At 71.4% G+C, this 21,953-nt stretch carries 19 protein-coding genes; 4 read left to right on the forward strand and 15 right to left on the reverse strand.

The annotated features are described in order from the left end of the window. The first annotated feature begins 106 nt into the window (after positions 1 to 106). Together ACAM26_RS05180 and coq7 are read left to right on the forward strand one after the other, a co-directional pair. Positions 107 to 1,342 (forward strand): (Fe-S)-binding protein, encoded by a 1,236-nt coding sequence (locus ACAM26_RS05180; RefSeq protein WP_369613225.1) that lies wholly within the window; start codon positions 107 to 109, stop codon positions 1,340 to 1,342. Between the two features lie 92 nt (positions 1,343 to 1,434). Next, a complete protein-coding gene (coq7, locus tag ACAM26_RS05185; RefSeq protein ID WP_123142277.1) occupies positions 1,435 to 2,079 on the forward strand; it encodes a 2-polyprenyl-3-methyl-6-methoxy-1,4-benzoquinone monooxygenase in 645 nt (214 codons plus the stop codon). On the opposite strand, the gene ACAM26_RS05190 is transcribed toward coq7, so the two are convergent. From ACAM26_RS05190 to ACAM26_RS05230, 9 genes are all read right to left on the reverse strand, one after another. Continuing rightward, positions 2,067 to 3,437, reverse strand: a complete 1,371-nt coding sequence (locus tag ACAM26_RS05190) for an FtsW/RodA/SpoVE family cell cycle protein (RefSeq protein ID WP_369613226.1) — start codon at positions 3,435 to 3,437, stop codon at positions 2,067 to 2,069. The genes coq7 and ACAM26_RS05190 overlap by 13 nt on opposite strands. Beyond that, on the reverse strand, positions 3,434 to 5,020 hold the full coding sequence (locus ACAM26_RS05195; RefSeq protein ID WP_369613227.1) for a penicillin-binding transpeptidase domain-containing protein: 1,587 nt from the start codon (positions 5,018 to 5,020) through the stop codon (positions 3,434 to 3,436). The genes ACAM26_RS05190 and ACAM26_RS05195 overlap by 4 nt, the downstream gene beginning before the upstream one ends. A gap of 4 nt (positions 5,021 to 5,024) precedes the next feature. After that, positions 5,025 to 6,083, reverse strand: a complete 1,059-nt coding sequence (menC, locus tag ACAM26_RS05200) for an o-succinylbenzoate synthase (protein WP_369613228.1) — start codon at positions 6,081 to 6,083, stop codon at positions 5,025 to 5,027. Positions 6,084 to 6,087: 4 nt separating this feature from the next. Next, on the reverse strand, positions 6,088 to 6,969 hold the full coding sequence (locus tag ACAM26_RS05205) for a 1,4-dihydroxy-2-naphthoate polyprenyltransferase (protein WP_190288035.1): 882 nt from the start codon (positions 6,967 to 6,969) through the stop codon (positions 6,088 to 6,090). A gap of 1 nt (position 6,970) precedes the next feature. Beyond that, a complete protein-coding gene (menB, locus tag ACAM26_RS05210; RefSeq protein ID WP_369613229.1) occupies positions 6,971 to 7,861 on the reverse strand; it encodes a 1,4-dihydroxy-2-naphthoyl-CoA synthase in 891 nt (296 codons plus the stop codon). Between the two features lie 133 nt (positions 7,862 to 7,994). Next, positions 7,995 to 9,701 (reverse strand): 2-succinyl-5-enolpyruvyl-6-hydroxy-3-cyclohexene-1-carboxylic-acid synthase, encoded by a 1,707-nt coding sequence (menD, locus tag ACAM26_RS05215; protein ID WP_369613230.1) that lies wholly within the window; start codon positions 9,699 to 9,701, stop codon positions 7,995 to 7,997. Positions 9,702 to 9,711: 10 nt separating this feature from the next. Beyond that, positions 9,712 to 11,103, reverse strand: coding sequence for an isochorismate synthase MenF (locus tag ACAM26_RS05220; protein WP_123139488.1), 1,392 nt, complete (start codon positions 11,101 to 11,103; stop codon positions 9,712 to 9,714). Between the two features lie 80 nt (positions 11,104 to 11,183). Then, the gene (locus ACAM26_RS05225; RefSeq protein ID WP_369613231.1) at positions 11,184 to 12,122 is read right to left on the reverse strand and encodes an alpha/beta fold hydrolase; all 939 of its coding nucleotides are present in this window, start codon (positions 12,120 to 12,122) and stop codon (positions 11,184 to 11,186) included. Positions 12,123 to 12,129: 7 nt separating this feature from the next. Then, on the reverse strand, positions 12,130 to 13,638 hold the full coding sequence (locus tag ACAM26_RS05230; protein WP_369613232.1) for a DUF2867 domain-containing protein: 1,509 nt from the start codon (positions 13,636 to 13,638) through the stop codon (positions 12,130 to 12,132). A 200-nt stretch (positions 13,639 to 13,838) separates the two neighbouring features. On the opposite strand from ACAM26_RS05230, the gene ACAM26_RS05235 reads away from it, so the two are divergent. Both ACAM26_RS05235 and ACAM26_RS05240 read left to right on the forward strand, forming a co-directional pair. Beyond that, positions 13,839 to 14,582: an alpha/beta hydrolase gene (locus tag ACAM26_RS05235; protein ID WP_369613233.1), complete on the forward strand. Its 744-nt coding sequence runs from the start codon at positions 13,839 to 13,841 to the stop codon at positions 14,580 to 14,582. Between the two features lie 4 nt (positions 14,583 to 14,586). Further along, positions 14,587 to 15,198, forward strand: coding sequence for an NUDIX hydrolase (locus ACAM26_RS05240; RefSeq protein ID WP_369613234.1), 612 nt, complete (start codon positions 14,587 to 14,589; stop codon positions 15,196 to 15,198). A 3-nt stretch (positions 15,199 to 15,201) separates the two neighbouring features. Here ACAM26_RS05240 and ACAM26_RS05245 read toward each other — a convergent pair whose 3' ends face one another. The 6 genes from ACAM26_RS05245 to ACAM26_RS05270 all read right to left on the reverse strand — a co-directional run bounded on the left by ACAM26_RS05245 (position 15,202) and on the right by ACAM26_RS05270 (position 21,733). Continuing rightward, positions 15,202 to 16,998, reverse strand: a complete 1,797-nt coding sequence (locus ACAM26_RS05245; protein WP_132229031.1) for a Na/Pi cotransporter family protein — start codon at positions 16,996 to 16,998, stop codon at positions 15,202 to 15,204. After that, entirely contained in the window at positions 16,995 to 17,477 is a 483-nt protein-coding gene (locus tag ACAM26_RS05250) for a universal stress protein (RefSeq protein WP_123139482.1), read from the reverse strand. Before ACAM26_RS05250 ends, ACAM26_RS05245 begins: the two co-directional genes overlap by 4 nt. 145 nt (positions 17,478 to 17,622) lie before the next feature. After that, entirely contained in the window at positions 17,623 to 19,083 is a 1,461-nt protein-coding gene (locus tag ACAM26_RS05255) for a metallophosphoesterase (RefSeq protein ID WP_123142267.1), read from the reverse strand. After that, positions 19,058 to 19,717 (reverse strand): ATP-binding protein, encoded by a 660-nt coding sequence (locus tag ACAM26_RS05260; RefSeq protein WP_123139480.1) that lies wholly within the window; start codon positions 19,715 to 19,717, stop codon positions 19,058 to 19,060. The genes ACAM26_RS05255 and ACAM26_RS05260 overlap by 26 nt, the downstream gene beginning before the upstream one ends. 24 nt (positions 19,718 to 19,741) lie before the next feature. Then, complete coding sequence (locus ACAM26_RS05265) at positions 19,742 to 21,007, reverse strand: inorganic phosphate transporter (RefSeq protein WP_123139479.1); 1,266 nt, start codon at positions 21,005 to 21,007, stop codon at positions 19,742 to 19,744. Between the two features lie 45 nt (positions 21,008 to 21,052). Next, a complete protein-coding gene (locus tag ACAM26_RS05270) occupies positions 21,053 to 21,733 on the reverse strand; it encodes a TIGR00153 family protein (RefSeq protein WP_123139478.1) in 681 nt (226 codons plus the stop codon). Positions 21,734 to 21,953: the final 220 nt, after the last annotated feature.

The following is a 21,953-nucleotide window of genomic DNA, read 5'->3' on the forward strand; positions in this document are numbered from 1 at the left end:
GAAGGTCCTGATCCAATGCTTGGCCCGGTTGCCCAGGGTAGCACGGAGCGAAGGCTCCCGACCGTTCGCGCCCGGACCGCCCCAGCCCGCTCAGAGTTCGAATGCCTTGAATACCGCCCTCAGCCAGACTTCTTCTTTCGACCCGGCGGCCCTGGAGTTGCTCCGGCTCGCCGATCAATGCGTCAAGTGCGGGCTCTGTCTGCCGCACTGCCCGACCTATGCCCAGACCCGTGACGAGGGCGACTCGCCGCGCGGGCGCATCGCCCTGATCCAGGGTTGGGCGAGCGGCCAGCTGGTGTGGGACACGGCGCTGGCCGCCCATCTCGACGGTTGTCTGGGATGTCGCGCCTGCGAGCGCGCCTGTCCCTCGCTGGTCGCCTACGGTCGGCTGATCGATGGCGCCCGCGCGCGCCATCAGGCGCAGCGCCCGCGCTGGCGGCGCTGGTGGTCGCGCCGGCGCCTGGAGACGGTCTCGGATGCCGTGCAGGTGCGTCGGCTCGTCGGACTGCTCGCGCGGCTGCGCGGGGCCGGGGCGCTGGCCTGGCTGGGTCGGCTCGCCCCGTCGCGACTGGCCGTCTATCTGCGCCTCGCTCGGGTGATCGGGACGCCGTCGCCGGCCCCTGCCGTGCCATCGGTCACGCTGGCCGGTGACGCGGTCGAGCTGTTTGTCGGCTGTACCCAGGAGGGGTTGCAGGGCGGTGCGGTGATGGCCGCGCGGGCGCTGCTCGCCCGGCTCGGGGTACAGACCCGGATCGCCGACGAATCGCTGTGCTGCGGGGCGCTGCTGCGTCACGCCGGTCACCCCGATGCCGCCGACCGACGCCGCGAGCGGGTCGCCGAGGTGCACGCCGGGCGCACCCTGGTCGGCTTCTCCAGCGCCTGTGTCGGCGAGCTGCGCGAGCACCCGGGGCTCGCCGGGACCACCGAGCTGTGCGCCTATCTCGATGGCCTGGCCTGGCCCGAGGCGCTGCGTCTGCGCCCGACGTCGCTGCGGGTGCTGGTCCACGAGCCCTGCACCCATCGCACCCTGCTCGGCGGCAACGCCGCGGTGCACCGGTTGCTCGGGCGCATCCCCGGGGTGGTGCTGATCGGGCTCGGTGAACAGGCGAGCTGTTGCGGCGCCGCCGGCACCTACATGCTCGAACGCCCGGGGATGGCGCAGGCGCTGTTCGCCGATCAGCTCGCGGCGATCCGCGCCGCCGCCCCCGAGCTGATCGTCACCACCAACCTCGGCTGTGCCCTGCAGCTCGCCGCCTCGCTGCGCGAGGCGGGGCTGGAGATCGCCGTCGAGCATCCGGTCGAGCTGCTCGCGCGCCAGCTCGAGCCCCTGCCGGACACATGAAATCCGCCGTACACGACCCGATATCGCCCCATCACCGATGGCGTGGACGCCGTCGCGCGCGCCGCGCCCTGTCAACACGGACCCAGGAGACCATGAGCACTCGTCACTACACCCCGCTCGATGCCTTGCTGATCCAGGGCGATCGCGCCCTGCGCACCCTGTTCGGTCGGCCACCGCAGACCGAGCGCCCCAACCCCGCGGCCGGTCTCGGCGAGGGCGATCTCGGCAGCGATCAGCGCCGCCATGTCGCCCGGTTGATGCGCATCAACCATACCGGCGAGGTCTGCGCCCAGGCCCTCTACCAGGGCCAGGCGCTCACCGCGCGGTTGCCCGAGACCCGCCACCGGCTGGAGCGTTCGGCGCAGGAGGAGAACGACCACCTCGCCTGGTGCGAGACTCGGCTGCGCGAACTCGACGACCGCAAGAGCCTGCTCAATCCGCTGTGGTATGCCGGCGCCTTCGGGCTCGGTGCGGCCGCCGGGATCGTCGGCGACAAGTGGAGTCTCGGCTTCGTGGTCGAGACCGAGCGTCAGGTCGAACACCATCTCGACGATCATCTCGAACAGATCCCGCTACAGGACGAGAAGAGTCGCGCCATCCTCGAGCAGATGCGCGCCGACGAGATCCATCACGCCCAGGTCGCGCGCGCTGCCGGCGGCGCCGAGCTGCCCGCTCCGGTGCGGCGGATGATGCGTTGGGGCTCGCGGCTGATGACCCGCAGCGTCTACTGGGTCTGATCCGGGCGCTGAGCGCCCCGTTGCGCTGATCGTCTCGGCTGCCGCCGCGCGCCGGATGCGCGCGGCGCCGGGCCGTCGGAGAGCGCCAGCACCAGCCCCAGCATCACCAGCACGGTCACCAGGCTGGTGCCGCCCTGGCTGATCAGCGGCAGGGTGATCCCGGTCAGCGGGATGAGCTTGGTCACGCCGCCGAGATTGAGCAGGGTCTGGCAGGCCAGGGCGCTGACCAGCCCGAGTCCGAGCAGACGACCGAAGCGGTCGCGGGTGCGCTCGGCGACGAGCAACCCGCGCCACAGCAGGATCAGCACGAAGACCACCAGCAGCACGCAGCCGACGAAGCCGAACTCCTCGCCGATCACCGCATAGATGAAGTCCGACTGGGCGATCGGGGTGTACTCCGGATTGCCTGCGCCCAGCCCCTCGCCCCACAGTCCGCCCGAATACATCCCCGAGAGCCCCTGGAGGATCTGCCAGCTCGCCCCGGTGGGATCGGCGAAGGGATCGAGCCAGGCGGCCAGTCGGCGCTGACCGTGGGCGAACAGCCCCAGCGCCGCCGCGCCGAGCGTGCCCCCGAGCCCCAGCCCCCACCACAGATAGCCGCGTCGCCCGCTGCCGGCGACCAGCACCACCAGCTGCACCGTCGCCAGCACCGCGAGCATGCCGAGATCGCGCTGCCACAGCAGCAGCGCCGCGAGCGCCGCCCAGAACCCCACCAACGGCCAGAGCGCGCGCAGCGGCGGCCAGATCGACCCGGGTCCGCGCCACTCGCCGAGCGCCTTGGCATGCCGGTCAACGAACCAGGCCATGAACACCACCGCGGTGATCTTCAGGAGTTCCGTCGGCGTCACCAGCCCGACACCGTAGACCGCGCCGCGAAAGCGCTGCCCGAGCGCCAGCACCACGACGACCAGCGCCAGCGACAGCGCCGCCCACAGCCAGCCGGCGGTGGCGAGCCGGACATGGCGCCCGCGCATCGCCAGGGCGCAGGTGACGAGCATCGCCGTCATGCCGAGCGGCAGGGCGTAGAGCCCGGGGTCGGTCGGATCGCCCGGATCGAAGGCGCCCATGCGATAGCGCACCAGCAGCCCGAAGCCGGCGAGCAGGGCGATACAGGCGGTGAGCAGCTGATCGCCGCGACAGCGCAGCGCCACCAGACCGAGATGGATCACCACCACGCAGCCGAGCAGCAGCGCCGGGGCGACCAGCACCTCGGCGCCGAGCCGTGCGCCGGCGGCCTGTGCGCTGCCGATCGCCATGGCGAAACCGAGCCCGACGCACAGCAGCCCCCAGGCGAGCAGTTCGCGCTCCGGGGCCCGCAGCGCCCAGGCCGCGCGCAGATCGGGTGGCGGCGCGCTCATCGCAGCAACCCCCGGCGGGCGGCCTGCTCGATGAGCGCGCGGGCGATCGGCGCGGCGGCCACCGCGCCATAGCCGCCGCGCTCGACCAGCACGGCGACGGCCAGGGTCGGGCGCTCGGCCGGTGCGAGACCGAGAAACCAGCTGTGCGCCCGGCCCTGGGCGTGCTGCGCGGTGCCGGTCTTGCCGGCGATGCGCAGCGCCGGGTCGTCGATCGCGCGCGCCGTACCCTCGGTGACCACCGCGCGCAGCAGCGGTAGCAGCGCCGCGCTGGTCGTCGGCGAGAAGAAGTGGCCGAGCGCCTCGGGCGGCTGGTCGCGCAGCAGCCGGGGGCGCATCGCCACCCCCTGGTTGCCCACCGCCGCGCCGATCAGCGCGAGCTGCGCCGGGCTCATCAGCAGCGCGCCCTGGCCGAGCGACATCTGCGCCAGCCCGTAGCGGTCATCGGGGTCGAGTCGGGGCAGTCGCAGGGTCTGCATGGTGTAGCGTCCGTGGGCGCTGTGGTGGAGCACGATCGGCCGGTTGGCATGGAGCCGGTCGGCGAGGGCATAGAAGGCGGCGTGACCATAGCCGACGCCGAGCTTGGCGAAGAACACGTTGGAGGAGCGCGTCAGCGCCGTGCCGAGCCCGATCGCGCCGTGACCGCGCCACTGCGTGCCGTGCTCGCGCGCCTCGTAGTACTCGTGGTCGCGGATGCGGGGATAGCGCGCCGAGGTGGTGAAGCCCTCGGGCGGACAGTCGATGGTGGTGTTGAAGCCGTGCTCGAGCGCGAGCGCGGCCATCACCACCTTGAAGGTCGAGCCCGGTGGATAGAGCCCCTGGGTGGCGCGGTTGAGCAGGGGCGCGGCGGCGTCCTCGGCGCCGCCGAGGGTGGCGGCGATGCGCTCGGGGTCGAACCCCGGGGTGCTCGCCAGCACCAGCAGCGCGCCGTCCTGCGGGCGCAGCATCACCACCGCGCCGCGGCGCGCGCCGAGCAGGGCGACGGCGTGGCGTTGCAGCTCGGCATTGAGGGTGAGCCAGAGATCGTGGCCGCGCGGGTGCTCGTCCTGGGTCAGCACCTGACGCCCGACCCGGCCCCAGTCGGCGAGCCGCAACGGGGTGCCGCCGTCGAGATGGACGCTGGCCACCGCCTCCAGCCCGGTGGCGCCGAAGCGCGGGTGTCGATAGCCGACGACATGGCCGAACACCGGTCCGTCGCGGTAGTGACGCCGGACCTGGCCGGCCTGCTCCTCGCTGTAGACCAGCACCTCGCCGTTGCGATCGAGGATACGCCCGCGGCGCAGCCGGTGCGCCGGGTTGAAGTCGCGGCGGTCGTAGAGCTGCATGAAGGCCATGAACTGCGGGCGCAGCATCCCGGTGAGCTGCCAGCTCGCCTGGTGCAGCAGCACCACCGCGAAGAGCAGGATCAGCACCAGCAGTGCGCGCCGCTCGCCGCCCTTGCCGCGCGCCAGCTGGCGCATCGGCAACTGCGGGTGGAGGTCGCGGATGCGTTGGAGCAGATAGGCGAGGGCGAGCAGCAACCCGGCATGCAGCGCGACCCGCACCACCGGCCAGCGCGTCGGGTCGGTCAGCGACTCCAGTGCCATCGGCTCAGGGTGCCTGGGCGGGGAAGGGGGTGAAGCCCGAGCCCGGCGTGTCGGGGAGGGCGATGACGCCCTCGCGCGGAGAGGGCGCGACCCCGAGGTCCTCGGCGAGCCAGGCGGCGGTATCGAGCCCGTGGGTCTGCGTCGGCGCCAGCGCGGCGGCGAGCTGGGCGTCGACCCACAGCCCGGCGGCGCTCTCGACCACGCTGGTGAGCACCACCTCGAGCCCGGCGGCGCGGGCCCGATCGGCGAGCGCCCGGGTGGCGCGCGGGCCGCCGAGGACGGCGGGCTTGAGCACCACTCGGCGCACCCCGAGCCGCTCCGGGGCGAGCCCGGCGAGCGGCCCGGCGAGCGACTCGTCGAGCGCCAGGGCGAAGGGCGCGCGCGCCTGCAGCGCGGCGAGGGTCGCGGTGTCGGGCTCGCGCAGCGGCTCTTCGAGCGATTCGACCGGCAGCGCGCGACAGGTCTCGATCATGGTCGCGGCGGTGGCCGCGTCCCAGGCGCCGTTGGCGTCGAGCCGCAGCTGTGTCTCTGGCGGCAGGTGGCGGGCGAGCACGCGGAGTCGCGCGCGCTCGGTACGCGGTTCCGCGACCCCGAGCTTGAGCTTGAACACCCGCGCGCCGCGCGCCGCGGCCGCGCTGAGTGCGCTGGCCGGATCGTCGCCGAGTGCGCCGAGCACGGCGTTGACCGCGACCCGTGTCGGGGCCTCGGGGGCGAGCAGGGCGCGCAGCGTCAGCCCGCGCCGCCGTGCGATCAGATCGAGCAGGGCGCTCTCGACCCCGTGTCGCGCCGCCGGGGCGGCGAGGGTCAGGGCCTCGAGTCGGTCGAGCAGCGCCTCGGCGCCGAGTGCGCCGGCCGCCCCGAGCACCCGCGCGAGCGCGGTCTCGGCGACGTCCGGTGACTCGGTCCCGGCCGCCGGCAGCGGCGCGCAGTCGCCCCAGCCGCTGACGCCGCCGGCGCTGGCCCTGACCAGCCAGCCGCGGCGTTGGGCGAAGCCGCCGCGGGCGCTGGTCCAGTCGCGCGCCAGCGCCAGGGCGTAGGGGGTGATGCGCAGCGCGACGCTCATCGCCCTAGAGCGCCAGCGCCACCACCAGCAGCAGGGTCAGCGCGCTCTGGTAGAGCGCGGTGCGCGCCAGCTGCTGGTTGAGCGCACGTCCCTCGGCACCGCGCAGCAGGTTTGCCGCCAGCGCCAGCGCCAGCGGCAGCGCGGCGAGCAGCGGCCAGGGGTTGGCCGGTATCCCGGCGAGCAGCAGGATGGGCACCGGCAGCACCAGCAGCAGGGTGTAGAGCAGCCGCGCCCGGGGCCGACCGAGATAGTGACAGAGGGTGCGCCGCCCGGCGCGCCGATCGCTGTCGAGGTCGCGATAGTTGTTGATCACCAGCACCGCCGCCGCCGGCAGCCCCAGCGCCAGCCCCACCAGCAGCGGCGTCCAGCCGAAGCTCAGGGTCTGCAGGTAGTAGGTGCCGCCGACCGCCGCGAGGCCGAAGAACAGCAGCACGTAGAGTTCGCCGAAGGGGCCGTAGGCGATCGGTCGCGGGCCGCTGGTATAGGCGTAGCCGGCGACCAGCGAGGCCAGGCCGATCACCAGGATCGGCCAGCCGCCGCGCCACAGCAGGGCGATGCCGAGGACGAATGCAAGGGCGAAGGCCAGGTGCGCGGCCAGGCGCACCTGACGCGCGCTGAACCAGCCCTCGGCGCTGGCGCGCGCCGGTCCGAGTCGGTCGGGACCGTCGGTGCCGCGCTCGAAGTCGACGGCATCGTTGTGCAGGTTGGTGCCGATCTGGATGGCCATCGCCGCGAGCAGGGTACAGAGCGCGGTGAACGGCGCGAGCCGCCCGGTCTGTGCCACCGCCAGGGCGATGCCCGCGATCACCGGCGCCAAGGCCATCGGTAGGGTCTTGGGCCGGGCCGCGAGGATCCAGCGCACCAGGGGCGAGTGCGTGGCGCTCACGTCAGGGGCGCCAGGGGAAGCGGCTGAAGTCGGGGTCGCGCTTGTCGAGGAAGGCGTTGCGGCCCTCCTGCCCCTCCTCGGTGGTGTAGAAGAGCGCGGTGGCGTTGCCCGCCAGTTCCTGGATACCGGCCATGCCGTCGGTGTCGGCGTTGAACGAGGCCTTGAGGATGCGCAGCGCGGTGGGCGAGAGCTGGAGCATGCGTCGGCACCACTCGACGGTGGTGCGTTCGAGCTCGGCGAGCGGCACCACGGTGTTGACCAGGCCCATGTCGAGCGCCTCGGCGGCGTCGTACTGACGACACAGGAACCAGATCTCCTTGGCCTTCTTCAGCCCCACGGTGCGCGCCATGATGCCGGCGCCGAAGCCGCCGTCGAAGCTGCCCACACGTGGTCCGGTCTGGCCGAAACGGGCGTTGTCGGCGGCGATGCTGAGATCGCAGATCAGGTGCAGCACGTGACCGCCGCCGATCGCGTAGCCGGCGACCATGGCCACCACCGGCTTGGGCAGGGTGCGGACCTGGCGCTGCAGCTCGAGTACGTTGAGGTGCTCGACCCCGGCCTCGTCGCGATAGCCCTCGTGGCCACGGATGCGCTGATCGCCGCCGGAGCAGAAGGCGAGGTCACCGGCGCCGGTGAGCACGATCACCCCGACCTTGGGGTCGAGATGGGCGCGGCGGAAGGCGTCGATCAGCTCGCGCACCGTCTGCGGACGGAAGGCGTTGCGCACCTCGGGGCGGTTGATGGTGATGCGCGCGATACGCTCGGCCTGATGGTAGAGGATGTCCTGGTACTCGGGCGCGCCGGCCGGGGTCTCCCAGGCGATCGGACGGCTCGGGTCGGCCGCGCTCGGAGCGGGCAGTTGGACGGACTGGTTGGGGTTGTCTGGCTCCACCTGTGTAGGACCTCTGATGTGACTGTACAGGGTGTCGGGACGGCCTCCTGGTCGTCGCGACACCGCGAAACGGGGCCGGTGGCGCCGGCCCAGGGCCGGGCCTCCCGCCCGTGCCGACGGACGCCCGTGGGCGTCACTCGAACAAGCGGGTGTCCTCGTGCAACCGGCTCCAGAAGGTCTGGTGCACGGCGCGGCTGCGCTCGGCGTCGATCCGCACCTCGATGATCCCGGCGGCGTCCTCGCGGGCGAGGCTGGCGGCGAACTCGGCCGCGCCGGTGACGGCGTGATGGGTGAGCCCGTGAGCGCGCGCCACGGCGCCGATGTCGAGCGGTGGCGGGGTGCGCCAGAGCCGCTCGAAGCCCTCAACGCCCTGCTGCGGGAGATAGTCGAAGATGCGACCGCCACCATTATTGAGCACCACGCAGGGACGGTCGAGTCGCTGCAGCAGTTGCAGTCCGGAGAGGTCGTGGAGCAGCGACAGGTCGCCGAGCAGGCCGTGACAGGGCACCCCGGCGGCGTTGAGTCCGGCGAGCGTCGAGGCCTGGCCGTCGATGCCGCTGGCGCCGCGGTTGCAGAACAGGCGCAGCGGGGTGGCGCGCGCCCCGGCCCAGGTGTCGAGCTGGCGGATCGGCATCGAGTTGGCGCTGAACAGCCCGGCGCCGGGGTCGATGTGCGCGAGCAGGGTGGCGAGCAGCTGTGGTTCGCACCAGGGCGACTCGGCCAGATGCTCGGCGGCGATCGCCTCGACCCGACGCTCGGCCTGTTGCCAGTGCGCCAGCCAGTCGCGTGGGGCGGGGTCGAGCCGCTCGGCGAGCCAGTCGCAGCAGGCCGCCGGGTCGGCGTCGAGCAGCAGGGCGACGTCGTGGTTGGGGTCGCTCCAGCGCGCCGCCGGGTCGATGCGCAGGGTGGGGACGTCGGCGAGCCAGCCGAGCAGGGTCTTGGAGACCGGCGCGCGACCGAGTGCGATCACCCAGTCCGGGCGCAGCTGCGCGCGCGCCCCGGGGTTGCGCAGGAAGCCGTCGTAGCGGGCGATGCGCGCGGGGCTGCCGGGTCCGAAGCGCAGCCCCGAGAGCGGGTCGCAGAGCACCGGGACGCCGAGGTGCTCGGCGAGTTGCCAGAGTCGCGGCGCGAGCCCCGGCCGGGCGGCGTCGGGGCCGCAGCAGATCAGCCCGCGTCCGCGCAGCAGCGCGCGCGCCTGCTCGGCGCGGTGCGGGTCGGGGGCGCCGCCGTGCCAGGCCGCCGGTGGCGGCGGCGGCGTTGGTCTGTGTTGCGCGGCCGGTGGCGCCAGCGTCTCCTCGGGTACCAATGGCTCGCGCAGCGGCAGGTTGATGTGTACCGGACCGGGGTGCGGGCCGCGCGCGACGGCGGCGGCGCGTGCGCCGAGCGCGCGCATCATCTTCAGCGCCGCCGGGTCGTCGGTGGCCGGGCCGGGGTCGTGGCACTCGCGCGCGAAGGGCACGAACAGCTCCCCCTGCTCGATGGTCTGGTTGGCCCCCCAGCCGCGCAGCTCGGGCGGACGGTCGGCCGAGATCAGCACCAGCGGTCGGCCGGACTGGGCGGCCTCGATCACCGCCGGCAGCCAGTGCGCCGGTGCGCTCCCCGAGGTGGCGAGCAGCGCCACCGGACGGTTCGCCGCAGTGGCCAGGCCGAGGGCGTAGAAGGCGGCGCTGCGCTCGTCGAGGATCGGCTCGATGGCGAGTTCGGCACGGCGCTGCGCGGCGAGGATCACCGGGGTCGAGCGCGAGCCCGGCGACAGCACCAGGGTGGCGACGCCGCCGGCGATCAGCCCGTCGAGCAGTGCCGCGCACCAGTTCAGGTTGCGCGTTCCCTGATCGGTCATCACGGACACCTCAGGCGAACTGCAGCGCGGTGGACATGGCCGCGAGCTTGTGGTCGATCTCCTCCCACTCGCTGACCGGGTCGGAACCGGGGACGATGCCGGCCCCGGCATAGAGCTCGGCGGTGTCACCGGCGACGCGGGCACAGCGCAGCAGCACCCACAGCTCGCCGCTGAGATCGGGCTCGACGATGCCGGCCGCGCCGGTGTACCAATCGCGCTCGAAGGGTTCGTTGCGCCGCAGCCAGTCGTGGGCGTCGCGCCGCGGCTGGCCGTTGGTCGCCGGGGTGGGATGGAGCAGTTCGGCGAGGCTGAAGACATCGCCCTCGGCATCGATCTCGCCGCGCACCAGGCTCCACAGGTGCTGAGCGTTGTTGAGCTGCATCACCTGCGGACCATCGATCGGCTCGATCCGCTCGCAGCAGCGCTCGAGCGCGGCGCGCACCGCCTCGACCACCACCTGGTGCTCGTGCAGGTTCTTGGCGCAGCCGAGCAGCTCGACGGTGAGTGCCGCGTCGCGCGCGGCGTCGGCGGCGCGGCAGGCGGTGCCGGCGATGGCGTCGGCCTCGACCCGGCGACCGCGCAGGGTGAACAGCCGCTCGGGGGTGGCGGCGACGAAACAGCTCTCGCGGTGACGGACGTTGATCACCTGACAGGAGGGGAAGAGATAGGCCAGGGCGTCGTTGAGCCGGTCGAGGTCGAAGCGGCGGTGCCCTTGCAGCCGCTGGCGCCGGCACAGCACCAGTTTCTCCAGCGGGCCGTCACGCTCGATGGCGTCGAGCGCGGCGAGCACCAGGTCGCGCCAGGGCTCGAGCGCCGGCTCGCTGGGACCGCGTTCGAGCGTGGCCGGGGTCTGCGGGGTGCGTGCCGGTTGCGCGAGCAGCGGGACCAGTCGCTCCAGCCAGTCATCCCAGCGCGCCAGCAGGGCCTCGGGCTCGACCGGCAGGCGGGCGGTGAGGATCAGCGCCGATTGCTCGTTGGTGGTGTTGAGTGCGACCTCGGGGATCCAGTAGACGGCGTTGGGCAGGTCGGAGGCGCCGGGCGTGGTGGTCGGCTCGGGGGTGGCGGCGAAGCCGAGCATGGCGAAGCCGCCGAGTCCGGTCTCGTCGGGGTCGAGCTGGTGCCAGTCGGGGGCGGTGGCGCGCGCCCGTTGGCGCAGTTGCTGCAACCGCTGCTCGCCCTCGGCCCGCCACTCGGCGGCGATGCCGTAGCCGGCGCGCAGCTCGCCGCGATGGTTGTGGGCGAACTGGAAGCGCGGGCCGGAGAGCTCGGGAGCGGCATGGAGCGGCTGGGGCAGCTCGAGGGCGAGCGAGACGAGTCCGTGCGCGCGGGTGAATGCAGGAGTGGCGATCGCCTCGCGAACGCGAGCCTTGAGCTGCTCGAGGCGTTGGAGCGGTGCAAGCATGGGATAGATCGATGGACCGGGATTGAGTGCACGGCGCGCGCGGGCGCGCCGGCGTTGGTGTCAGGGCGGTGTCGGGGCCGTCAGCCGGCGGACCGCTCGGACCAGAAGCGGTCGATGGCCGCGGTGGTCTCGGCGGGCCGGTCCCACTGCGGCATGCCACGGGTCGGCGCGATGCGCTCGGCGCGCCAATTGTCATGACGGCAGAGGAAGTCGGGCAACTCGTGGAAGTCGATATTGGGGTCGCGATCGTAGAGCACCAGCACCGGCTGGGTGAGCGAGTCGTAGAGGCGCTCGCCGGCCTCGGGGGTGAACAGCTGCCCGGAGAGGAAGTAGAGCGGCGCGTACTTGGCCCCCGGCTGGTGGGAGGTGGCGTAGGCGTAGTCGACCATCTCGGGCGGGGTCGGACCGGCGAAGGCCTGACGATAGAAGTACTTGATGCTCGGGCGCGAGGTCAGCAGCCGGAACAGGCCGTCGTTGAGTCCGGGGATGCTGAGCGCGCGATGGACACGCTCGGCGGCGACCCCGGTGGGCATGGCGCGGGCGTTGAAGCCGGTGGGCGAGAGCAGTACCAACGAGCCGATGCGCTGCGGGCGCAGCGCGGTGGCGCGGGCGGCGAACTCGCAGCCGAGCGAGAAGGCGACCAGGTCGATCTCACCCTCGTCCTCGACCACCCGGTCGAGGAAGTCGACCAGGGCGTTGGCGTAGAGTTCGGGCGAGTAGCGGCGGTTGCCGCGATCGGAGCGACCGAAGCCGGGCAGGTCGAGGGCATAGACCCGGCGCTCGCCGCGATAGCGCTCGAACAGCGGCTTCATCTCGAAGGCGCTGGGTGCGGCGTTGACGCTGTGCACCAGCACCAGCGGGCGCGTCCCGCTGGGGCCGTCGACATAGTAGTGGATGCGGCCACCGTGCTCGGTGACGAGGTCGTGTGCGGGCGCCTCGAGCGCCGGTGCCAGCTCGACACCGCCGTCTGTGCTGTGTTGCTCGGGACGGGCGATGGAGGAGTCGATACCTGAGTCCATGTGATTGTCACCTCTTGTCTTGAGTGGACGCGAGTGCGTCGATGCCGGGCGTCTCGCGCTCGGCGCGGCGGCAGATCTCGCGGGTCAGCCGTTTGAATACCAGACGGTGGATGGGTTCCAGCGCGTACCAGTAGAGCAACCCCCAGACCCCGGCCGGATGCCAGTAGCCGCTGGTGGTGAGCCGGGCGCGACCGGGGCCGCGCGGCTCGATCTCGAACTCCATCATACCCGCCCCGGGGGCGCGCATGCCGAACCCGAGGGTCAGGCGTCGCTCCGGTTCGAGTCCGATCACCGTCCAGTGGTCGATGCGATCGCCGGCGCGCAGCTGCTGCGGATGACGCCGGCCGCGGCTGCGCCCGGGGCCGCCGATGGCCCAATCGAACCACTCGCGGAGCGACCACAGGGCATTGCAGCAGTAGTAGCGGTTGTCGCCGCCGATGGCCGCGAGCAGCCGCCACAGCGCGGCGGGGTCGGCGCTGGTCTCCGCGCTCACCCGCAGCCGCTTGGCGTAATAGGCGTAGTCCGGGCGCTGCTGGCGCGCGCCCAGCGCGCCCTCGGTCCAGCGGCTGATCACGGCGGTGCGGCGTTCGGCGTCGAGCGCGGCGGCGACCGCCTCGCGGAAATCGAGCAGCCGTTGCGGCAACAGGCGGCGCAGCTCGGCGTCGTCGGCGTGGAAGTCGTGGCGCAGCCCGCCGATGAGGGCGCGGGCGATGTCGGTCGGCACCGCGGTGACCAGCCGCAGCCAATAGGCCGAGAGCCCCGGGGTGAGGACCGGGACCGGGAGGATCCAGGGGGGGCGACGCCCGGCGGTCTCGGCCAGGATGCGCATCATCTCGGCATAGGTCAGCTGTTGTGGGCCCGCGGCATCGAAGCTGCGACCCGCGCTGGCGTCGACCCAGGGGATGCGCGCGAGATAGTACAGCAGGTTATCGAGCGCGATCGGTGGCGACAGGGACTGCACCCAGCGCGGGGTGATCATCACCGGCAGATGATAAACCAAATCGCGCATCACCTCGAACGCCGCCGAGCCCGGCCCGACGATGATCCCGGCGCGCAGCTCGGTGACCGGGACCGGGCCCTCGCGCAGCACCTCGCCGGTGCGCCGGCGCGAGACGATGTGCTCGCTGGTGGCCGTCGCCGGCGCCAGCCCGCCGAGATAGACGATGCGCCCGACCCCTGCGGCGGCCGCGGCGGCGGCGAAGTTGCGCGCCGCCTCCAGGTCGAGCCGGGCGAAGCCGCGCCCGGCGGCCATCGAGTGCACCAGATAGTAGGCGACCTCGATCCCGGCGAGCGCGGCGGGCAGGGTGGCGGGGTCGAGGGCGTCGGCCGCGACCAGCTCGACGCCCTCCCTGCCGCGCGCCGCGAGCACCGCCGGGTTGCGCGCGCTGGCGCGTACCCGGTGGCCGCGTGCGCGCAGCAGTGGCACCAGGTGGCCGCCGATATAGCCGCTGGCGCCGAAGACCAGACAGTGCGTGCTGCGTTCGGTATCGGGGCTGGGGTGGGGCTGGTCGTTCATCGTCGGGGCTCCGCTCGGCGATCCTGGGGGCGACATTGCCGTCATCTTCTAGCGCACTTGCGGGTCGCAGTGGTGCGCTGCAATGGCGCGGCCTGTCGTCGCCTCGAGGCGGCGGTCGTCGACAGGGCGTGAGCGGGGTTTGCGTCCCCGATGCCTTTGTGGTTCAACTGACCGCATCGAGCCCATCCCGAGGACGCCGCTTGCGCACGTTCGCCTGTACTCCATTGTTGCTCCTGTGGTGCTGTCTGGCGGCGTTGTTGAGCGCGGGCTGTGCCGGGACCGGCGCGGTTCGTGACACGGCCGCCGGCGATGACGCCGTGGTGCGACTCTATCCGGGGACGGGCGCACGGGCGGGCGATCTGGTGGTGCTCGGGCACGGTTTCCTGCGCAAGCAGTCGACCCTGGCCGGACTGGCGCGGACCCTGGCTGCGGCCGGGGTCGATTGCGCGACCCTCGACTTCACCGCGCAACGCCCCTGGGACGGCGCCCATCTGCGCAACGGTCTGGCGATGATCGGCGTCGCCGATCGGCTCGGTGCGCGTCGGGTGGTCTATGTCGGCTTCTCGGCCGGTGGGCTGGCGGCGTTGGTGGCCGCGCGCAATGATCCGCGCGCCCGTGGTGTGGTCACCCTGGATCTGGTCGACGCCGCCGGGCTCGGGCGCGTCACGGCCGCGGCGCTGCGCGTGCCGCTGGTCGGGCTGGAGGGCGAGCCGGGGCGCTGCAATGCACACAATGGGGCAGGGCTGGTCCATGCCCAGGCCCCTCGGGGGCGGCTCGAACGCATCGCCGGCGCTGGTCACTGCGACTTCGAGTCGCCGACCGACCTGCTGTGCGAGATGCTTTGCGGCGAGGCCGATCCGGCCCTCGGCGCGTTGGTACGCGCGCGTGCCAGCGCCGCGGTGCTGGCGTTGCTGGAGCCTGTGGATTCCACCTCGGCGGAGTGACCCGATGCTTTCCCGACTTGCACACTGGATCGAACGACACCCGCCGCTGCATCGTCTGGCGCTGCGGGTGTGGCGGTTGTTCCCGGCGCGCCTGGCCGGATTCCTCAAGGGGGTGTTCGCGCGCCGCTGGGTGGTGGGTGCGGTGGCGGTGATGATCGACGAGACGGTGACGCCGCCCGAGGTGCTGCTGGTCGAGCACAGCTATCGGCGTCGCGGTGCCTGGGGACTGCCGGGCGGTTCGGTGGAGTCGATCCCGGGCAGCCCCACCGCGCCGGGTGGGCCGGCCTCGCCGGACGACGTGCTCGAGGCGACCCTGGCGCGCGAGGTCGAGGAGGAGCTGGGTCTCGCCATCGAGGGGATCGAACTGCTGCGCGTCGATGCCGTGCCTTTCATCCCCGAGGAGCCCGGTCCCTATCGCCTCGACTTCTATTTCCGCTGCCACCCGGTCGCGGGCTTCGCGCCGCTGCGCGAGGCCGCCGCGGCGCCGCGCTCGCCCGAGATCACCGCGGTGCGGATGGTGGCGCTGCCGGCGCTCGCCGACTACGACCTGTTCTCGCCCGACGCCCGCTTCCTCCGCGAGGATCTGCCGCGGCTCTGTCCGGGGCTGGCTGATTGACGCTCAGGCGGCCTCGTCGAGCGGTTGCTCGACGGTCTTGGCCATGCGCTTGGCGAAGTAGTAGATGCGCTTGAGCTTCTCGATGATGTCGACCTCGATGGTGTAGGCGGGGATGCGCTTGGGTTCCTGCGCGACCAGGCGCTGTGCCTGGTGCACCGCCGCCGAGTCGGCGATGCGCGAGATCTCCTGCTTCATGGTGGTGACGCTGCGCGCGGCCAGCTCGTTGTTCTGCGCCACCGCCTGGATCGCCGCGGTCACCGCGCGGGTGACGCTGTGGTGGAAGCCGTTGAGGACCTGACGGGTCGGCGTGCTGATCGAGACCCCGGCGTCGATGCGCTGGTGGCCGAGCATCACCAGGTTGGTCTCGACCACGTCGCCGATGTTCTCGAGGTCGTTGACCGCCTCCATCAGCCCCATCAACTCGCCGGTCTGACGCTCGGTGAGACTCAGTCGACTGATCTTGCCGAGATAGGTGAGGATCTGCGCGTGCAGGGTGTCGACGTCGTTGTCCATCAGCTCGACCTCGCGCAGCATCTGTTTGTCGCCGCTGAGGATTGCCGGCATGCTGCGATCGAGCATGCGCTGGACGTACTCGCCCATGTGCAGGATCTCCAGCCGTACCCGGTCGAGCGCGAGCGACGGGGTGGTGAGCAGCTCGTCGTCGAGATACTTGGCGCGCACCGCCACCGCCGCCTCGCCGAGCGGGCGCTCCGGTACCAGCCATTCCACCAGACGTGCGAACTGACCGGCGAAGCCGATGAAGATCAGGGTGTTGGCGATGTTGAACAGGGTGTGGGCGTTGGCCAGCTGGCGGGGCACCTCGGCGGCGAGACGCTCGGCGCCGGCGAGCTCGGGGTGACGCGGCGAGATCTCCTGCACCAGGAGCGACAGCTCGCCGATGAAACCGACCCAGAGCACCACCCCGGCGACATTGAAGATGACGTGCACCAGCGCCGCGCGCAGCGCCTCGCGTGACTTGCCGATCGCCGCCAGCAGCGCGGTGACACAGGTGCCGATGTTGGCGCCGAAGGCCAGGGCGATGCCGGTCGGCAGGGTGATGAAGCCCTGGCTGGCCATGACGATGGCGATGCCGGTGGTCGCCGCCGAGGACTGGATCAAGCCGGTGAAGACCGCCGCCACCAGGATGCCGAGCAGCGGGTTCTCCAGCCGGGTCATGAAATCGAGGAAGGGCTGATAGCTGCGCAGCGGCGCCATCGCCTCGCTCATCACCCCCATGCCGAAGAACACCATCCCCAGCCCCATCAGCATCCCGCCGTAGTGACGCGCGCGCTCGCCCTTGGCGAAGAACTGCAGGGTGAAGCCGACGCCGATCATCAACAGCGCCGCCTCGGTGACCTGGAAGGCGATCAGCTGGGCGGTGACGGTCGAACCGATGTTGGCGCCCATGATCACCCCGACCGACTGCGACAGGGTCATCAGCCCGGCGCTGATGAAGCCGACCACCAGCACCGTGGTCACCGAGGAGGAGTTGATCACCGCGGTGACGAAGGCGCCGGTGAGCGCGCCCATGAAGCGGTTGACGGTGAGCTTGGCGAGGATGTCCTTCATGCGCTCGCCGGCGACCGCCTTGAGCGCGTTGGCCATCTGCTCCATGCCGAAGAGGAACAGCGCCAGACCGCCGAACAGTCCCATGCCCATGGTGGTCCAGTCGATCGTCTCGGCGGCCTCGTCGGCCAGGGCGAGGGTGGGCAGGGCGAACGCGCCCAGGGCGCAGATCAGCAGTGGCCACAGACGCTGGGCGGGATGGTGGTGTGGGGGCGGCGGAGGGGTCGGCTTCATGGAGTACGGTTGCGGGGAGATTTGACGATGGTCACCGGGATCGTCGCGCGGTGGACCACGCGTTCGGCCACCGAGCCGATCAGCAGGTGTCTGAGTCCGGTCAGCCCCTTGCTGCCCATCACGATCTGCTGCGCCGTTCGGCGCTCGGCGATCTCGAGGATACGGGTGCTCGGCAGGCCCTTGACCAGCAGGGTCTCGGCGCCCTGCAGTGGCCCGAGGTCGGGGTGGCGCGCGCTCACCGCGGCGACGAACTCATCGAACATCTCGGCGGCGCCGTCCTCGATGCGGTGGAGCTGCTTCTTCTTCAGTGCGCGCCCGTAGTAGCCGGGCATGCTGAAGGGATCGTGGACGACGTGAAGGATCAGCAGTGGTCGCTCGCGACAGGTGGCCAGCTCGGCTGCGAACGTCAGCGCGGCCTCCGAGTGCGGCGAGAAGTCCACCGGTACCAGGATCGGGCTGGGGGCGGTCGGCTTGGTCATCGATGCTCCTGGTCGCCTGCGGGTTGTCCATGCCGGTCATGGGGTCAGGGTCGGGGCGGACACCGGCGAACACCAGGCCGCGCGGCCTGGCGGTCCCCGCATTATGACACCTGTCTGACGGAATCGTGACGACGCCGGGTCGATCTCAGGCGTTGGCGGAGAAGTGGTTGTAGGCGGCCAGCAGCGGCTCGCTCGGGTAGCGCAGCGGCAGCAGGTGCTTGCGCCCGCGGGTGATCACCCCGATCCAGTCGGGGTGGGCGCCGTAGAGCACGTGGTGATTGGCGATGCCGCCGGCGTCGATCCAGCAGGTCTCGTCGCGCGACAGCGGGGTATGGCCGACGATGCAGGGGGTCTGCTCGCGCACCCCGAGACAGCGGCGCAGCCGTGCCAGATCGCTCGCGCCATAGCCCTTGGGCGAGTTGTTGCGGCGCAGCCGCACATGGGTGAGCTGATGGGCGAGGCGCGGATGGCGGTCGATCTCGACCAGCATCTGCCAGGTGCAATAGCCGGTCGGCGGGCCGGCGTGACAGGCGATATAGCTGGGGGCCACGGCGACATAGGGCAGCAGGTCGTAGAAACGCTGCATGGCGTCGCGATAGGCCTGGCCCCGAGTGGTGATCAGATGCTGCTCCCAGACCAATCCCTGGGGGATGCCGGCCTTGCTGATCTCGTCGGAGAAGCTGTCGTGGTTGCCGCGCAGATAGAACACCCGGTCGGGAAAGCGCACCTTGAGACGGAAGATCAGCTCCATCATCAGCACCGAGTCCTCCATCTCCGCCTCGCGCCCGGGGGCGTCGGGCTGGACCGCATCGCCGAGCAGGATCAGCACCGCGCTGCCCTCGGCGAGCGCATCGAGGAAACCGCCCTGGGTGAGCACCACCAGCAGGTTGTCGATGCGGGCGTGGAGATCGCCGACGAAGATCGGGCGCGCGCGCTCGGGCAGCGCCAGCAGCCCGCCGGGCCGATCGTCCGCGGTGCGCACCCGGTAGGGCTCGGTGGCGAGCAGGGCGTTGACCTGCTCGAGCAGCGTCAGCGCTTCGGCGCCGGGCAGCGGTTCCAGCGGGCCGCGCAACAGGCCGTGCAGCTGGCCGAGCTGGCGGCGGCGCCAGCGGGCCATGCGCTCGCGCGCGCTGCGCGCGGTGAGCGGGGCGATACAGGCCGGGGCGCGGGTCGACTTGCGCTTGAGCGCCAGCCCCTTGGGCGAGAGCTTGAGCCGCAGGTGACGCTCCTCGACCAGCTTGGGGTAGCGCAGCAGACGACGCTGCAGTTGATCGCGTCGCCCGAGGGTGAGCGCCTCGCCGTGATAGAGACGGAGGAACCCGCTGATGTCGCTGAAGTACTCCTCGGGGTCGAGCAGCAGATAGTCGCCGCTGGGTTGGAGCTGGGCGTTGGCGTCGAAACACAGTTCCGGGTAGAGGTGCAGGCGGTAGCCGGGTTCGCTGCCGAGCTGGATCTGCAGCGGCAGGGTCGGTGCGGGGATGCGCACCTTCTCGGTACCGAGCCGCAGCGAGCCGCTGAGATCGACGTCCTCGCAACCCTCCAGCTCCTGGACCAGGCCGTGGAACTGCTGGAGGAAGGTCTTACGGGCGTTGCGTTTTGTCGCCATGGCACTGAGCCTCGGGGGTGATCGCGATCCGCTCCGGGATCGCCAGGGCGCGGGTACGGACATGCACGATCATGCCGGCGCGATGCAGGATCATCGCCAGTTGCGCACAGGTCTCGACCTGGGCGTGGATCTGCTCGGGCTCGATGTGTCGGTCGATCGGGTGGGTGCCGCGACGTGCGCGCGCGAGCCGGTCGGCGACGATGGTCTCGGCGTCGGGGAGCAGGAACTCGAAGGCGAAGCGGCGGCGCCAGTCGATGCCGAGCAGCGAGCGTCGCGGCGGCGGGATGCGCAGCCGTGTCGGATCGAGCCGCAGTCGCGCCCAGCCCTCGAGCCAGGCGGCATCGAACAGCGCGAGCGCCTCGCTCTGATCGACGAAGGGTAGCCCGAGATGGATCTCGCGCGGGCGCAGGGCGAGCACCCGGTCGCGCCACCAGCCCTTGTGCGAGAGATCGACATAGCCCTCGCCGGGCCAGCCGCCGAGGCGCTCGACCAGGGTGGTCTTGCCCGAACCCGGCGGGCCGGTCACCAGCAGCTGGCCGAAGCGGACCTCGGGCGAGAGCGGCACGCCACGGATGTACACCGGCGACTCGACCGGGCGCAGTGGCAGCACCAGACGGCCGGTCGTGTCGCTCATCGCGCCCGCCCCCGGGCCCGGCCTCTAGCCGAAGATGCCTGCCAGCACATAGAAGAAGATCGCGGCGAGGATGGCGCCGGCGGGCAGGGTGATGATCCAGGAGAGCACGATGTTGCCGATCACCCGCAGGTCGAGTGCGGCGATCCCGCGCGACAGGCCCACGCCCATCACCGCGCCGACGGCGATGTGGGTGGTCGAGACCGGCAGGCCGGTCTTGGAGGCGAGCACCACCACGCTGGCCGCGGCCAGGGTGGCGCTGAAGCCGCGTGTCGGGGTGAGCTCGGTGATCTTGGTCCCGATGGTCTGCATCACCCGATAGCCCATGGTCGCCAGGCCGACGACGATGCCGACGCCGCCGAGGGCGAGGATCCACAGCGGCAGCGGGGCCTTGGCCATCACCTCGCCGCCACTGTTGATGATCGCCACGATCGCCGCCAGCGGGCCGATGCCGTTGGCGACATCGTTGGAACCGTGGGCGAAGGCCATGGCACAGGCGGTGAACAGCATCATCGGGGTGAACACCCGCTCGACGCTGGCGAAGTGGAAGCTGCGATCGGCGTTGGGGTCGACCTCGACGCGGTCGATGAGCAGCTTGCCGACGGCGGCGGTGGCCAGCCCGATCAGGGTGGCGGTGAGCAGTGTGGCCGGCAGCGAGAGATGGAAATCGAGGTGCTTGAGTCCCTTGAACAGGGTCACCAGACTGACGATCCAGCCGACCAGGAAGACATAGACCGGTCCCCAGCGCTTGGCCTGACGGAAGGGGTCCTCGGTGTTGAGGATCAGGGTGCGGATGCTCAGCATCAGCAACAGCGCCACGGCGCCGCCGAGCACCGGCGAGATCACCCAGCTGGCGACGATCTGGCCGATCTTGTCCCAGTGCACCGCATGGATGCCGATGCCGGCGACGGCGAAGCCGACGATGGCGCCGACGATCGAGTGGGTGGTCGAGACCGGCCAGCCACGGGTCGAGGCGATCATCAGCCAGATCGCGGCGGCGAGCAGTGCCGCGAGCATGCCGAAGACCAGCAGCTCCGGCTGGTTGGCCACCGCGCCGGCGTCGATGATGCCGCTGCGGATGGTCGAGGTGACGTTACCGCCGGCGATGAAGGCGCCGGCGAACTCGAAGATGGCGGCGATCACGATCGCCTGCTTGACGGTGATGGCCCCGGAGCCGACCGATGTCCCCATGGCATTGGCGACGTCGTTGGCGCCGATGCCCCAGGTCATGTAGAGACCGAATACGATGGCCAGGATCAGGAAGACCGATCCCCACTCACTGATGATTTCCACGCTTCCTCCAAAACGATGCCGGATGTGGCGGCGGGTCGATGCGCGTCAACGCGCGATAAGCAGTAGCAGGCGTTCGCCGACCTTCTCGGCGTGGTCGGCGAGGTCGCCGATGCGCTCGATCAGGCGATACCAGAACACCACCGAGACCGGGTCGAGCCGGTCCTCGTGGGCGAACAGGGTGCGGTTGAGCGACGCGACCAGGGCGTCGGTCTCGCTCTCGATGTTGCAGAGGGTCTCGACCATCTCCTCGACCCGCGCCGCCTCGCGGCCACGAAAGCCGGTCTCGAGCAGCTCGTCGAGCTCGTCGACCACCCGGGTGGCCTGGATGCAGGCGTCGATACAGCGGCGTACCAGCGTCATCAGCTCCGGCTGCATCACCCCGGGCAGGGGCATCTCGCGCTGCACCAGCACCCCGGCGATCTCCTGGGCGGTGTCGGCGATCGCATCCTGGGTCTCGAGGACCGCCAGCAGGTCGCGACGATCGACCGGCATGAACAGGCTGCGCGGCAGGCGCAGGCGGATCCGGTTCTTGGCCTGGTCGGCGGCGTGCTCCTGGTCGACGATCGCCTGCTGGGCGCGCTCGAGGCGCTCGCGGTCACCCTCGAACAGGGCGGTGAACAGCTCCGGGAGCAGGGCGACGCAAGCATCGACCAGATGCATGTGCTCCTGCATCGGTTTGAACGGCGAGCGACCGAACAGATCGGCGATCGGGTTGCTGGGTTTCATGGTTTCATCCTCCTCGGCGGATGCGACGGGAGCGACCGGTATGGGCTGGGATTGATCATGGGTCGGGTGGTGCTGAATCGATCGACGCTATCCTGCCGATGAACGGCGATCGCGCCGGACGGCGACTGGACGTCGCGACCAGGACGCGTCGAGCATTGGATGACATTCAGGTTGCGGCCGGCGACATAGTGGCAAAAAACGGCAATCGGGTCGCCATCTT

It is taken from the genome of Marichromatium sp. PS1 (assembly GCF_041155115.1).
GTDB classification, from domain to species: domain Bacteria; phylum Pseudomonadota; class Gammaproteobacteria; order Chromatiales; family Chromatiaceae; genus Marichromatium; species Marichromatium gracile.

What these genes read in the sequence shown, in the direction of transcription:
- coq7 (WP_123142277.1), top strand. Translation starts at nt 1,435, where the DNA reads ATGAGCACTCGTCACTACACCCCGCTCGATGCCTTGCTGATCCAGGGC.
- ACAM26_RS05190 (WP_369613226.1), bottom strand. Translation starts at nt 3,437, where the DNA reads ATGAGCGCGCCGCCACCCGATCTGCGCGCGGCCTGGGCGCTGCGGGCC.
- ACAM26_RS05195 (WP_369613227.1), bottom strand. Translation starts at nt 5,020, where the DNA reads ATGGCACTGGAGTCGCTGACCGACCCGACGCGCTGGCCGGTGGTGCGG.
- menC (WP_369613228.1), bottom strand. Translation starts at nt 6,083, where the DNA reads ATGAGCGTCGCGCTGCGCATCACCCCCTACGCCCTGGCGCTGGCGCGC.
- menD (WP_369613230.1), bottom strand. Translation starts at nt 9,701, where the DNA reads ATGACCGATCAGGGAACGCGCAACCTGAACTGGTGCGCGGCACTGCTC.
- ACAM26_RS05220 (WP_123139488.1), bottom strand. Translation starts at nt 11,103, where the DNA reads ATGCTTGCACCGCTCCAACGCCTCGAGCAGCTCAAGGCTCGCGTTCGC.
- ACAM26_RS05225 (WP_369613231.1), bottom strand. Translation starts at nt 12,122, where the DNA reads ATGGACTCAGGTATCGACTCCTCCATCGCCCGTCCCGAGCAACACAGC.
- ACAM26_RS05230 (WP_369613232.1), bottom strand. Translation starts at nt 13,638, where the DNA reads ATGAACGACCAGCCCCACCCCAGCCCCGATACCGAACGCAGCACGCAC.
- ACAM26_RS05240 (WP_369613234.1), top strand. Translation starts at nt 14,587, where the DNA reads ATGCTTTCCCGACTTGCACACTGGATCGAACGACACCCGCCGCTGCAT.
- ACAM26_RS05245 (WP_132229031.1), bottom strand. Translation starts at nt 16,998, where the DNA reads ATGAAGCCGACCCCTCCGCCGCCCCCACACCACCATCCCGCCCAGCGT.
- ACAM26_RS05250 (WP_123139482.1), bottom strand. Translation starts at nt 17,477, where the DNA reads ATGACCAAGCCGACCGCCCCCAGCCCGATCCTGGTACCGGTGGACTTC.
- ACAM26_RS05255 (WP_123142267.1), bottom strand. Translation starts at nt 19,083, where the DNA reads ATGGCGACAAAACGCAACGCCCGTAAGACCTTCCTCCAGCAGTTCCAC.
- ACAM26_RS05260 (WP_123139480.1), bottom strand. Translation starts at nt 19,717, where the DNA reads ATGAGCGACACGACCGGCCGTCTGGTGCTGCCACTGCGCCCGGTCGAG.
- ACAM26_RS05270 (WP_123139478.1), bottom strand. Translation starts at nt 21,733, where the DNA reads ATGAAACCCAGCAACCCGATCGCCGATCTGTTCGGTCGCTCGCCGTTC.